Here is a 12,916-nt window from a genome sequence, read left to right on the forward strand (position 1 = left end):
CTTGCTTGCAAGAATCTGTAAACCGTACCAATCGCGAAGCGATTATGGTGTTGCTTTGCAATCATGTTTCTCCGACGATGATTATTGCTTGTGCAATTTTGGGTTATCCGCAGATGGACGCAGATGATTGTTGCTTTCCCCAAAAAAAAAGTTTCATTGTTGGTTGTTACTGTCTGAAATATAATTAAGGTGCTTAACATTTTCCACCATGCAAAAGGTCTATATATCTGTGTTTATTTGCTTCATCTGCGGATTATAAAAATCGCGAAGCGATTCATAATTCGTGAACATCGCTGTTAAGAGTTAACAAGTTTTTTAACGCGCTCATCCAGTGCTTTCTGGTCTTTTGTGAAAGCAGCCACGCCGGCCAGTGTGAGGAGCGTGTCGATGGCTGTTTCGCCGCGTGAGATGAGACTTGCCCAGCGGTCGTGCCGTGGTATTTTGCCATCATCGGTGATGAAGAGTTCTTCTATGGGAGTGAGGTGGGGAAAAATATCCGTGATACCCTCTTCCCTGAGAATATCCACCAGTTCCCAGGCCGATTGTGGCGGATTGGCATGGAGTTCCCGGAAGAGGCGTTTTTCGTTTTCGGAGACACTCCAGAGTTTGTCGATTTGAATTTCGGAAGTAGCTACCCCCGGTTCATACACGATGTTGAAATCGTGGTCGGTCATGGGTTGGAAAGGCCCTTTGAGTTTTTCCAGTCCCTCGGTGAGGACTTTGGCGGGGATGGTCATTACATCAATGCCGCACAGTGCAGGGAGTTGAGTATAGTCTCGGATGCTGGCAGCTATGAGTTTGGTTTTCAGGGATAAGTCATGTCTCAGGGTTCGGAGACATTTCTGGGTGTGGTGCACGGTTTTTTCTCCCGGTCCTGATGCATCGCCCAGGTGGTTGTCTTTCATATAGGCTCCGATGCGACCCATGAAAACATTGGTATAGGCCGGTTTAGCCACGAGGGAAGCCAGCATATTCTGTCGTACGCTGAAAAGGAGGGTGAAATTGACAGGAATGCCCATCTCATGCAGTTTACGCGCTCCCAGCAGTCCGGATGGAGACATTGGGACTTTTATCAGAAAATTATTGGGTGCGATATTGTGAAAACGCTGGCCATAATGAACGATGCCATCCACATCATGTGTGACATCGGTATGCAGTTCCACACTTACCATACCTCCATAGCGCTTGACCAGTCGCAGAGCATGCAGTGCGTTGAGCAAAAATGCAATTTCCACGATGCGTTTCTGCGGTGGCAGCTCATCGAAGCGGCCGGCATTTTCTTTGATGATCTTGTCGTATATGCCCTTTTGAACCTCCTTGTTGAGCAGGGTGTTGTTGGTGGTCACTGCACTTACTTCCGGGGTGATGAGTTGGTCAATGGCTTCGATATCGCCTGTGTCGAGCCATATCTCGCTGCCTGTTTCTTTGCAGGCTTTCATCAGCGGTTGTGAAGGATTGGCATTTACTTTTGTGTCATCGAACCGGTTTAGCAACTCCGGTAATATCTGTTCGGGAATGGGTTGTGTACTCATAGCTCTATCGTTTTTAGCCTAAGATAATTAAGATTTGGGAGAAATACAAGAGAGGGAGGAGCATGGGGCATGGAGCATGGAGAATGGGGCAAGGAGAGATGAGGGTTGAGAGTTGAGGGATGAGCTAATAGTTACCTGTTTCGGTGGTTTATTTATATTGTAATTGCATGGATAGCGCATGAGATTAGCCCCGGTCTTTAGGCCGGGGTTTCTTTGAGGTCACAACACTTCCTTGTCAGCCGGCTTTGAGCCGGCTTTTTTAAAAACATCAATTTCTTGAATATTTCCCGAAAAGCCGACTTGAAGCCGGCTCCCCTGATTTGTGTGACGTTTCAAATATTCCCCCGGCTAAATCCGGGGGCTATACTCATCATAAAATCTATGGATCGTAATCATCTCCAGATTTTTCCTTTGCATGATGGAGCCGCCCCGGCGGGGCAAAAGTTTGGAGCAGGGAGCTACGAACTAAAAGCCAACATCATTTTTCCCTTTTCATATCGTGACTCCCGCAATTTCCGTTAAATTTGTAATTCTAATTTTTTGAAACAAGAATTTGAGGGATGATAAGAACCATATATTTACCGGGATTGTTGATGCTGTTGTTGGTTGCGAGTTGCGGACCATCGCAGGAGGAGTTGGCCGGGGAGAAGCTGCAGGAGGCTGAGATGCTGAGCGACAGTGGTAAGTTTAACCTTGCCCGGCTTAAGTTGGATACCCTGATGAGGGAGTATAAAAGCCTCACAGAGCAGGTGGCTGATGCCAAAAGATTGTTGGCAGACATTGACCGGAAAGAAAAAGAGCGAAACCTTGCTTATCTGGACAGCATGATTGCGGTGAAAGAGAAAGAGCTGGAACCTCTGATGAAAAACTTTATCCGTTCCGATGAATACGGTGCCAAACCGATATTGATTCATAAGCGCCAAAGACCCGAAAACAGTTACAATCGTACATTCATTCGGGCGCACCTGAATCCTGAAGGTGAGTTTTATATCTCAAGTCGTTATTTTGGGGATAAGTGGATTCATCACAATCAGATAAAAGTTTATAATGCCGGTGAATCTGTGACTTCTGAAGAGGTCTCCGAGGATGGATTCAACAACCGTCGTTTTGAAGATGGCGGCAGCAAATGGGAGATTGTTAACTATATGAATGGTGCCGACAACGGGGTCATCAACTTTATCGCCACCAATGCCGATCAGCCCCTGAAGGTTCAGTTTATCGGCAAGGGATATTACTACATTGTCATGGAGAAATTCGACAAAGAAGCCATCCGTGATGGCTATGAGACCTCTTTTGTGCTCAAGGAACTTGCCGGTCTGAAGAAAGAGCGGGAGAAGGTGGTGAGGGAGAGGTGAAGGGTTCCGGGTTTTGAGCTTTGAGTTGCTTCGCAACCAGGGGATCCGCAGATGAGCGCAGATTATATAGTTTTACCAGATGAATTGGATTGCGGGTATGGAGTTCCCCTTTCTGGGGGTTAGGGTTTACCCTGTGAAGAATTATACTTCATTGGGGTATGCGGCAGGGCAGTTTTTAAAAGTGTTGTTCCGATAGCTTAATAATTGATTCCTCTCTCCGTTCGGGCGAATTTGTAATCCGACCGTTCTGAACACCTTGGATTTTCAATCCTTCTTTATTGTTCAATTCACAGGCAGAGGCAATTGTTGTTTGATTCCCGCTTTTTATGCAGAACCAGCCCCGGCGGGGCGAAAGTATGGTAGCAAAAGGTTATTTCAATATGTGGTAAAAGCCCCGGCAGGGGTGATACTATTTTTACAGGGGTTAGGGGAAGCTACATCCCCCTCCCTGGGAGGGGCTAGGGGGAGGCCACATTTTACCCGTTCCGTTCCACCTCATCCAAATTAAGAACAAGCATATATCCGATGTGACTGATTCGGAGGTAAAGTTTCTTTTTACCCTGAATCTCTTCCACTTCGCCTTCGATACCTTTGAGGGGGCCGCTGGTGATGGTTACTTTCTCTCCTTTCTTGAGGGTGTCGGACTCCACAGAGAAAGCCAGCTTGTTTTCGACTGTGCGGCGCATGGCTTCAATTTCCCTTTCGGGGATGGCGACTGCCTGTCCTTTGTGGGATACATACGCAACCACCCCGCGGGCATTGAATACATCGCGGTACTGTTGAGGTTTTATTTTTATGAAGATGTAGGAGCTGATGACCGGCACTTCTACCCATTTCTTGCGGTCGCTCCACTGACGTTGCTCACGCTTGAGCGGCAGATAGGTTTCAATGCCTAGCATTTTCAATTCTTCATAAACTTTTTTCTCGGCCCTCGACTTTGTGTAAAGAGCATACCAGCTGGGTTCAGTGTTTTTTTCCAAAATTCCTTCCTTTTTTGACAGGGCGAAAATAGAAAATTTTGTGAGAAGGGGCAAGGGGCCGTTGAGGGTTGAGGGTTGTGGGGCTGTTAGCTCCTGGCTCTTAGCTGATAGGATTAATAGCGGGGTTTTATGGAACTGGTATCATGTCTTTTATGGTGGGGCAGCCGTGTCGGTCAGTCTTATTATAAAACGTTATTTATGAGTGGTATAGATTGTTTTGTTATGAACGTGATTCATGAGATTAGCCCCCGTCTTCAGGCGGGGGATTCTTTGATATCACCACATCTCCACGTTAGCCGGCTTTGAGCCGGCTTCAAAAAAAACACCAATTCCCTGAATATTTCCCGAAAAGCCGGCTCGAAGCCGGCTCTAATGACCTGTGTGGCGTTTTATTATTCCCCCGGCTAAATCCGGGGGCTAAACTCATTATAGAATTTCATGCATCTATCACATAAAATTTTCAATCATTGGTCTCCGGTTAATAGATTGAGATTGCTTCACTACGTTCGCGATGACGGGCTTTTGTAATAGAAATTAGCGAAATTAAAACTCTAAAAAACGTTTCTTTTTGTTGGAAAAAGATATTTTTGTTGATGAGAAAAATATTTAAAAAATGGAAACAAACAAAAACGGACGAATACTTCCCCTTTTTATTTTAAGGACAGCAGTTGGCTGGCTCTTTCTTCACGAAGGACTCTACAAATTGTTTACACCTGGCTGGACGGCTCAGTATTATCTGGCGCAATCGGAGGGACCGCTGCAAGGATTGTTTCAGTGGATGATCTCTAATGAAGTTATTACCGAAATTGCCAATTACGGAGTGGTGATATTACTTGTTGCTACCGGATTGTTGCTGATGACAGGCTTTTTGGAGCGGGTGGCTTCAGCTGTCGGAATGGTGCTGCTGGTATTTTTCTATCTTTCCTATCCGCCATTTGGCGAAATCAGCGATGTGATGGCTGAAGGCAATTACCTGATTGTGGATAAAAATATGATAATGTTCCTGGTGCTGTTGGTGATCTGGAAAATGAGACCCGGGGAGCAGTGGGGACTTGACAGGTGGAGAGCTTAGGTCATGGAGCATGGGGCATGGAGCAGAGAGCATAGCGCATGGAGCGTGGAGCATTTTCGAAAATGAGTACTTCTCGGACAAGCGTAACGTAATAAATGGTACTTTATGGACAGACACTAATTAGCTCTGTCTATAAAGTCGGGGAAATGTCTAACTGAAGCTGTGTCTGGTCAGAAAGTGCCAATTGCAAGGCTTGCGAAGCCGCCAAAAACGGAGTTTACTTGGGTAAATGAGTATTTTGGCGGCAAGCGTAACGCAGCAAGTGGTACTTTATGGACAGACATTTAAAGAACGCAATAAACACACAATAATGAACAGACGAGATTTATTAAAAGGCCTGGCCGGTGTTCCATTTCTGGGGGCGTATGGCTATATATTTGCCGGGAAAATAGCAACTGAAAAAACTGAAGAAGCAAGTGCTTTTCAGAAATTTGTGAGGTCAAAAATATTGCCTTCCGGAAAGAAGCAGTCTGTACAAACCTCCGGAGGGGAAAAAGTGCGGATAGGGCTTGTGGGATTTGGCATCCGGGGCAAACAGCTGATGAAATCGATGGGCTTCATGACCCCTGAAGATATTGACCGGATGAACGATCGACAAAGGAAGCTTTTTCTGGATCAGCCCGATTTGAATATAGAAATTTCCGGTGTGTGCGATTTGTACAAGCCGCGGTTGGAGGAAGCTGCCCGTGCAGGAGCCAATAATGACCGGGAAGGAACGTCTTCTTTTAATCGTAAACCGGTGAAACAATATGGGCGTTTCGAAGATTTGATAGCATCTCCGGAGGTGGATGCAGTGGTGATTGCCACCAGCGACCATTGGCACGGACCCGTTGCGGTGCTGGCAGCCAATGCCGGAAAGCATGTCTATTGTGAGAAGGCGTTGACACATGCTCTGGAAGATGTGTATGATGTTCGGGATGCGGTGAAAAACAACCGGGTAGTGTTTCAGCTGGGACACCAGAACAGGCAGGCTGAAAGTAACAGAATGGCTGCGAAGGTGGTACAGGCCGGGATGTTGGGAAATGTCAACCTGGTGGAGACCACCACCAACCGCAATTCTCCCAATGGTGCCTGGGTTTATGATATCCCGGAGGATGCCGGGCCTCACAATGTTGACTGGCAGCGCTTTCTCCGAAATACCAATACTCCGTTTAATAAAGAGCATTTCTTCCGATGGCGTTTGTTTTGGGATTATGGCACCGGACTCAACGGCGATTTGATGACGCACGAATACGACAGTATCAACCAGATGATGAATATGGGAATTCCGGAAATCGTGACTACTACAGGTGGTATTTATCACTGGAAAGATGGCCGGGAAGTGCCGGATGTTCAGCAGACGGTTCTTGAATATCCTTCCCGGAACTTCTCTTTGCTCTATTCGGCTTCGCTTGCCAGCAATTTCTATCGTCCCAAGAAGGTGATGGGCGATGAAGCATCTATTGAAGTAGGTGCAACCCTTAAGATGTTTGTGGACTCTGAGTCTAAGATGTACGAAGAATACCTCAGCAATGAGGACATTTTACCCAATCAGCCCATTGCGCTTACGCAGGATATGCAGGCCCAACTGGATGCGGTGAGTTCCGCTACCGAGAAGTATTTTGCCTCCCGCGGACTCCTCTATACCTCGCAGGGTGGACGCATGGTGGATACGGCCCATCTGCACCTGGCAGAATGGCTGCACGGCATCCGAACCGGTGCTGCGGTCAGTTGTGGCATCGATGAAGCTTTTGAAGAGGGCATTACCGCTATGATGGCAACCATTGCATATCGTGAAGGACGCGTGGTCCGTTGGGATGGTGAGAAAGTGGTGTGAGAGTTGAGAGATGAGGGGTGAGGCCTTTCATGAGATTAGCCCCGGTCTGCAGGCCGGGGATACCGCAAGACAGATCGACCTCCACGGCAGCCGGCTTTGAGCCGGCTTCTAAAAACACCAATTTCTTGACCATTTCCCGAAAAGCCGGTTTGAAGCCGGATTACCTGATTTGTGTAATGTTTCAATATTCCCCCGGCTAAACCCGGGGGCTCATTATAAATCCTTTGAGAGACATCGGCAATTTTTTATGAATCCTTCTCAATTTTTTAACTGGACACCAATGATTTTTGGCGTCTTCTGCCATTTTTCTTCCGGCTTCTTCCATCACCTCAAAAAACAACCACCATCTTTTACAGAAAATCTTCTGGTAATGTGTAACTTTATGGCGGAAAATGAACATGGTTGTTGACCAACAAAAAGAGAAAATAGTATGTACCAAATAAAACCGCAAATAATTCAGGTAAAAGTAGTTCTTCAGGGAATTGAACCCACGATATGGCGAAGGTTGCAGATTCCTGCAGATCTTTTTTTACATGATTTTCATAAAGTGCTGCAAACCGCAATGGGATGGGAAAATCAGCATTTACATATGTTCCGGAAGGGGCGGAAAATGTTTGGTCAGTCGGATGATGAGTTTGTCAATAATCCCAATTTTCTGGATTATACAATTGTGCGGGTCAACGATTTGCTGCGTAACCCGGGAGATGAGATGGTTTATCAATACGATATGGGCGATGACTGGCGACATACCATTACTTTTGAAAGAGAAGTGAAGCCTGATCCCATGGAGTATTATCCACTTTGTACAGGTGGCGAACGGGAATGTCCTCCGGAGGACTGTGGCGGGCCGGGTGGATATGCGGAGATGGTCAAAGCGGTCAGAGATCCATCCAATCCGCAGCATAAGTTCTTTAAGGCTCTTTTCCCGGAAGGACTGGATCCGGAATACTTTGATCTGGAAGAGATTAACGATATTTTGTTGGAGGATGATTACGGATGCCTGCTGCCTTTTGATGAGGAGGAGGAAGATTAGTCAGTAGTCAGTAGTTAGTAGTCAGTAGTTAGTAGTGCCTTCACCTTTGAATTGAATATCAAAGACAATTTGCAAATTTGATATGTTCACAACGGTCGGATTACCATTCCGTTAAAAAGGAGGTGTCACCTGGTCCCTGAGAGGGGCAAATTTGAGTAACACCGGATGCAGTCCGGGGTAAAGGCACCCAAGATAAAAGGTCCCTGAAAGGGGCCAACGAGAATAAACAAATTCTCCTCCAATAACATACGACACCTTCAGCGCCGTTTTCTCTATTATCATGAGTTCTATAAACATGCGAGCCCTTCAGACTCAGGTTAATTAATTATTAAAAAAGGGTCACATCGGAAAAAATTGAGGATGAGATTAAGGTTGAGGTTAAGAGAGTGTAAATAAAAACACCTTCTAATTGATCATTGATAATTGGTAATTGATAATTAAAAATGTGTCACCCCCGCCGGGGCTGGTCCATATATAAGGAAGGTGCTAACTTCATAGCGAACCGCTGTTTACTCTGCCAGCTATGAGCTGCGAGCTAACCCCTATTCCTGAACCCTGAACGACACTACCACTGCGGCATGGTCAGACGGAAAATCAAATTCCGTGGAGTCGATTACCTCAGCTGTTGACGGTGTGAGCATTTTCCCCATATAATAAATAAAGTCCATTCTGGTTTGCAGACCTTCCTGATAGATAGGGGACCAGGTATGACCGGGTACACTGACTTCATCAGGTCGGATGATTCGGAAAGCATCAGAGAGACCTGCCTCAGTCATGAATCGTGTGGCCGGGAAGTCCACAATCAGTCCATTGTGTTTTTCCTGATTTCGATCAGTCCAGTCGAGGTGCGATCCACTGTTGAAATCCCCTGCAATTACTACCGGTATTTGATTGGCATTGATGAGAAACGGACGCATTTCGCTTAAGATAAAGTTTGCTTCCCGACCGCGGGTTTCCATTTCCCGTACCTCAATGGTATCGGTTCGCGCATCGCTTTTGGCAACATAAGCCGCCAGATCGGGCTGCTGGCTCAGCCAGACAGGAGCCACCAAAATACTTTTTTGATTATCGATGGCTACCTCCAACGCGCCTGAATGGTCAGAACGAAAAACATTAAAACTCTTTACCGGATGAAAACGCGAAAGAATACTCAGATTTTTGCTTCGACGGTAGAGGTAATAATCCAGCTCGCCCGCAAGAATTTCGCCGGCATTCATAGTTTCCTGAAGCGACACGATGTCGGCTCCTGAATTTCGAATCACTCCTGCAATACGTTGAATTCCCACGAACTTACCCTGCAGTTCACCGCCATTGGCAATGTTCCAGGTCATTATGGTAAGAGAATCAGTATAAGTTTTAAGAGGCTTCAGTTTTTTTCCGGATACAGATGTGTAAACACCGCTTACCTGGGTGTCGTAGAGCACACGTGACCATACGCCCACTTCGTCAATCATACCGTTGAAAGTTCCGGAAACAGGATTTTCTGCCAACGGGTCGGCGCCGATGCTGAGGGCAGTCCCCGGAAATTCAATGTTGACCGATTCCAGACTTAAGATGGCTTTCAGGTCTCCGTCGTAAAAAAGGCGTGCTTCCTGTTGCCTCTTGTCAATAGCAAACCCTACCTGATGCCATTTTTTGTCATCCAAAGGTTGATGTGAGCGTGGAGGAGCATATCTTAGTGTTTGCTGGCCATCGGAGAATTCCCAGCACCAGCCACCCTTTTCTGTTTTGCTGATGTTCCATCCTTTGAACTTATGATTGTCCAGGAATATCTGTTGTCCGGCCATCACATACCTCATGGGATCATTGCGGGCGGCCTTAACCCACAACAGAATTGTGAGCCCCTCATAATCTCCGAAACTGTTGGCAGGCCCTTTTTCTATAATGACAGGTTTGCGGTACTGTGCATTGATTGAAAGATCCAGGCTGGTGTCTTTAATGCCTTCGGCAAACGACACATATTTTTCTCCCCTGAATTCCACTGGTAAAATGCCTGAGTTTTCGATTTTGTTATTGAAATCGAGATAGATAAGTGAAGGCCCGGGGTCAGAATACTCACGGTTGTTGCATCCCCAAAGCAGGAGTGTTACGGATATGATTGTCAGGTAGATGTGCTTCATAGTTTGAGGTTTGACGGATGACAATATAGAAATTTTTTTTGAATGAAAAGGGCAGAGTGCATGGAGCTTTGGGCATGGAGCCAAGAGTTGCAAGCTGTTAGCTAACTGATAGGTGAGCGGGGCCTCCCCTAACTCCTCCCAGGGAGGGGGATTGAATTTTTTGGTATGGAATAGCGTTTTAAGAGAGAAGGAATGAAGTTTGGCAGGCAGCCGCAGAAGCAGAAAGAGGGGTGAGCTGCAAGCTAAAAGCTACGAGCTGACAGCTATCCTTTCTCTATTTTTTGTAAAATTTTTCTACCTTTGCAATTCTGCCCTGCAGAGAATAAAAATGATTATAGATTTAACTTTCATTGAGTTATGGAAAAAGCAGCAATTCACACCCCCAAAGGAGTTATGAAGATAGAGTTCTTTCATGATGATGCTCCCGGTACTGTAGAGAATTTTATAAAACTGATCAAAGACGGTTTTTATGATGGTTTGGCCTTTCACAGGGTAATCCCCGGATTTGTTATTCAGGGAGGATGCCCCTATTCCAAAGATATGAGTGATCCTAAAGTGGGAACAGGCGGTCCCGGGTATCACATCAAGTGTGAGTTGGATGGTGAAAAGCAATACCACGATCGCGGAGTGTTGAGTATGGCCCATGCCGGTCGCGACACCGGAGGTTCTCAGTTTTTCATCTGCCACAGCCGGGAAAATACACAGCACCTGGACCGTCAGCATACCGTATTCGGAAAAGTGTACGAGGGGCTGGATGTAATCGACCAGATCAGAGAAGGTGATAAAATTGAAAAAATTGTAATTGAATAACCACACAAAATCATTTTATGAGTTTTGAGCTGACCGGCAAGCTAATTGTCAAAGAAGATACTGTAAATATTTCCGACCGATTTAAGAAACGGGAATTTGTGATTGATGTTCCCAACGACAGAAATCCGGAATGGAACGATACCATAAAATTTCAGACTACCCAGGATCGGACAGAGTTGATTGAGCCCTTTAATCTTGGTGACGATATTCTTGTGGCATTTAATATTAAAGGTAATAAATGGGAGCGCGACGGGAAAGTAAACTACTTCACAAACCTGGAAGCCTGGCGAATCGAAAAAGTTGGGTCCGGTAGCAGTAGTACACCCGGTGCAGCACCATTACCCGACCAGCCCGAAGCATTGCCACCCGAAGAAGGGGAGGATGATTTTCCGTTTTAATTAATTGTTGAAGATCTGATTCCGGAAAAGCATTTTATCATTGATGAATGCTGACTGTTTACGGCTGAGGTTCATCCTAGGTCAATTTAATCATTAACAAGGGTGTGAAATGTTAAAATATCAGGCAATCCAAGCAATAGCAAGTAAATTTGAAGCAGGAAATAGTGAGCTGTTTTCAAGTCAAATTTGATGAGGATACCTTATTTAGAAGACACCCTTACATTGTAATAAATGATTTTTGAATCGAAATTTGACGCAGTCAATTATCATATTAGAAAGATATCATAAAAAAACCGGCTCTAAAGCCGGTTTTTTTATGCAATTTGTGTTGAAGAGCAGCACCTGGAAGATAAAGGAGCCGGGTTAGATATTTTGATGACTCAATGTATGTTTGTAACATTTTTTTAAATATATTTGCAAAAAAGGAGTATAAATTACTTTTAATAATAGAAGGAGGTTGAATAATATCAGTGTATTGATATATTGGTGTATATGCCGATGAATGGAGCATATGCTCAAAAGAACTTACCTGGGGGAGAATGATAAAAGAGTGGATTGTTTTTGATACAAAAAGTTATGAAGCAGATTCGGAGTTCATCATTTCAAAAGGAATTTGACCTGCCAGGTTTGGTCTGTGGTGAAAAGAAGGCTTTTGAATCTATCTATATGGATTTTTACGATATGCTGTTTCATCTGGCCAGTGGTTACACAGGTAATCGTGAAATTGCGCGGGAGATAGTGCAGGATACATTTCTGAAGCTCTGGGAGTATCGTGAACAACTAAATAAGAAGACGAATATCAAAAATTTCCTCTATACGCTCACCAAAAACAGTTGTCTCAACCATCTGAAGCAACAAGAAGTTATTTCACGCAACAACCGTGACTACCTGATTACAGAGTTGAAATATAAACAGGAAGCATTGGCTGGTTTTCCAGATGATTCGGTGGGACTTGAAGAGCTCATGGATATGGTGGAGGCTGCTATTGAAAAGCTTCCGGAAGAGGTAAAGATAACCTTCAAAATGAATCGCTTCGAAGGATTGACTTACCGGCAGATTGCAGATCATCTGGATATCAGTCCTAAAACTGTTGAAGCCCGCATATCTAAAGCGCTCAAACTTCTTCGTGCAGACTTAAAAGAGGTGGTTCCCGTTATTCAGGTTTTATTTTTCTTTCTCAGAATGTGATATTTAGATTTATTTTTCATCAATGCTACTGCTCCGTTTTTCTTGAATATAATGACATGAATCCGATGTGGGGTAACTATTTACAGATGTGTTTGGCTTTATTCAAATTTTGTTTTGTTAATTTCCAATACTCCGTCAAAGTATTACATGTGATTGATAATTAATTTATTACATCTTTCGGGGCAGACTCCAATTCACTTTTAATAAAAACTTTGCGTCTTTTCGTTAAAGCTTTTTTTAACGGATTGAGAATTTCCATTAATCCAAAAAAATCTGTCAATGTTCCTGTTGATTCAGGAGAGGGCGTTTGTTTGGTAGAGAAAGGCCTCTCTAAGTCCCTTGAGTAGCGGTAATGGCGTCCCTTCTCGCATACATGAAATTCGGGCACCCCTTTCCGGACTTCGGTTGTAGGTTTCTATTTGGGGTAAAAGTGAATGTGAAAGTAGAATCAGGTAGATGATAAAATTAGAATTTGTCTTTGATTTTTTTTGTTTTTTTTTGAGAAAAAAGTTTTCTTTTTAAAAGGTTGTCTTGCAGTGTATTATGAATGATGTTTGTAAAAAAGTGATAAAAAAACTGTTTTTCTGATAGGGGATAGATGTTTTAAGTTGT

At 44.6% G+C, this 12,916-nt stretch carries 11 protein-coding genes; 8 read left to right on the plus strand and 3 right to left on the minus strand.

The window, feature by feature from the left end:
- Positions 1 to 296 precede the first annotated feature (296 nt).
- Positions 297 to 1,532 (minus strand): transaldolase family protein, encoded by a 1,236-nt coding sequence (locus BY457_RS05005; protein ID WP_106152232.1) that lies wholly within the window; start codon positions 1,530 to 1,532, stop codon positions 297 to 299.
- Positions 1,533 to 1,808: 276 nt separating this feature from the next.
- On the opposite strand from BY457_RS05005, the gene BY457_RS05010 reads away from it, so the two are divergent.
- Positions 1,809 to 2,054, plus strand: coding sequence for a hypothetical protein (locus tag BY457_RS05010; RefSeq protein ID WP_106152233.1), 246 nt, complete (start codon positions 1,809 to 1,811; stop codon positions 2,052 to 2,054).
- 38 nt (positions 2,055 to 2,092) lie between these two features.
- Positions 2,093 to 2,887, plus strand: coding sequence for a hypothetical protein (locus BY457_RS05015; protein WP_106152234.1), 795 nt, complete (start codon positions 2,093 to 2,095; stop codon positions 2,885 to 2,887).
- Between the two features lie 476 nt (positions 2,888 to 3,363).
- Here BY457_RS05015 and BY457_RS05020 read toward each other — a convergent pair whose 3' ends face one another.
- A complete protein-coding gene (locus BY457_RS05020) occupies positions 3,364 to 3,867 on the minus strand; it encodes a UpxY family transcription antiterminator (protein ID WP_106152235.1) in 504 nt (167 codons plus the stop codon).
- Between the two features lie 613 nt (positions 3,868 to 4,480).
- Between BY457_RS05020 and BY457_RS05025 the strand changes: the two genes are divergently transcribed.
- The 3 genes from BY457_RS05025 (at position 4,481) to BY457_RS05040 (ending at position 7,788) form a co-directional block, all read left to right on the plus strand.
- Positions 4,481 to 4,939 (plus strand): DoxX family protein, encoded by a 459-nt coding sequence (locus BY457_RS05025; RefSeq protein WP_106152236.1) that lies wholly within the window; start codon positions 4,481 to 4,483, stop codon positions 4,937 to 4,939.
- 310 nt (positions 4,940 to 5,249) lie between these two features.
- The gene (locus BY457_RS05030) at positions 5,250 to 6,755 is read left to right on the plus strand and encodes a Gfo/Idh/MocA family oxidoreductase (protein WP_106152237.1); all 1,506 of its coding nucleotides are present in this window, start codon (positions 5,250 to 5,252) and stop codon (positions 6,753 to 6,755) included.
- Between the two features lie 430 nt (positions 6,756 to 7,185).
- Complete coding sequence (locus BY457_RS05040) at positions 7,186 to 7,788, plus strand: plasmid pRiA4b ORF-3 family protein (RefSeq protein ID WP_106152239.1); 603 nt, start codon at positions 7,186 to 7,188, stop codon at positions 7,786 to 7,788.
- A gap of 542 nt (positions 7,789 to 8,330) precedes the next feature.
- On the opposite strand, the gene BY457_RS05050 is transcribed toward BY457_RS05040, so the two are convergent.
- Complete coding sequence (locus BY457_RS05050) at positions 8,331 to 9,908, minus strand: endonuclease/exonuclease/phosphatase family protein (RefSeq protein ID WP_181256384.1); 1,578 nt, start codon at positions 9,906 to 9,908, stop codon at positions 8,331 to 8,333.
- 357 nt (positions 9,909 to 10,265) lie between these two features.
- Here BY457_RS05050 and BY457_RS05055 point away from each other — a divergent pair, with 357 nt between their 5' ends.
- From BY457_RS05055 to BY457_RS05065, 3 genes are all read left to right on the plus strand, one after another.
- Positions 10,266 to 10,718: a peptidylprolyl isomerase gene (locus BY457_RS05055; RefSeq protein WP_010663435.1), complete on the plus strand. Its 453-nt coding sequence runs from the start codon at positions 10,266 to 10,268 to the stop codon at positions 10,716 to 10,718.
- A gap of 17 nt (positions 10,719 to 10,735) precedes the next feature.
- Positions 10,736 to 11,116: a DUF3127 domain-containing protein gene (locus BY457_RS05060; protein WP_106152242.1), complete on the plus strand. Its 381-nt coding sequence runs from the start codon at positions 10,736 to 10,738 to the stop codon at positions 11,114 to 11,116.
- A gap of 576 nt (positions 11,117 to 11,692) precedes the next feature.
- Positions 11,693 to 12,304 (plus strand): RNA polymerase sigma-70 factor, encoded by a 612-nt coding sequence (locus tag BY457_RS05065; RefSeq protein WP_106152243.1) that lies wholly within the window; start codon positions 11,693 to 11,695, stop codon positions 12,302 to 12,304.
- Positions 12,305 to 12,916: the final 612 nt, after the last annotated feature.

Source organism: Marinilabilia salmonicolor (assembly GCF_003003035.1).
GTDB classification, from domain to species: Bacteria; Bacteroidota; Bacteroidia; order Bacteroidales; family Marinilabiliaceae; genus Marinilabilia; species Marinilabilia salmonicolor_A.

Bases quoted from the DNA above. Each gene is read 5' to 3' on its own strand.
- BY457_RS05060 (WP_106152242.1), top strand. From the start codon at position 10,736: ATGAGTTTTGAGCTGACCGGCAAGCTAATTGTCAAAGAAGATACTGTA.
- BY457_RS05055 (WP_010663435.1), top strand. From the start codon at position 10,266: ATGGAAAAAGCAGCAATTCACACCCCCAAAGGAGTTATGAAGATAGAG.
- BY457_RS05030 (WP_106152237.1), top strand. From the start codon at position 5,250: ATGAACAGACGAGATTTATTAAAAGGCCTGGCCGGTGTTCCATTTCTG.
- BY457_RS05050 (WP_181256384.1), bottom strand. From the start codon at position 9,908: ATGAAGCACATCTACCTGACAATCATATCCGTAACACTCCTGCTTTGG.
- BY457_RS05040 (WP_106152239.1), top strand. From the start codon at position 7,186: ATGTACCAAATAAAACCGCAAATAATTCAGGTAAAAGTAGTTCTTCAG.
- BY457_RS05025 (WP_106152236.1), top strand. From the start codon at position 4,481: ATGGAAACAAACAAAAACGGACGAATACTTCCCCTTTTTATTTTAAGG.
- BY457_RS05005 (WP_106152232.1), bottom strand. From the start codon at position 1,532: ATGAGTACACAACCCATTCCCGAACAGATATTACCGGAGTTGCTAAAC.
- BY457_RS05065 (WP_106152243.1), top strand. From the start codon at position 11,693: ATGAAGCAGATTCGGAGTTCATCATTTCAAAAGGAATTTGACCTGCCA.
- BY457_RS05015 (WP_106152234.1), top strand. From the start codon at position 2,093: ATGATAAGAACCATATATTTACCGGGATTGTTGATGCTGTTGTTGGTT.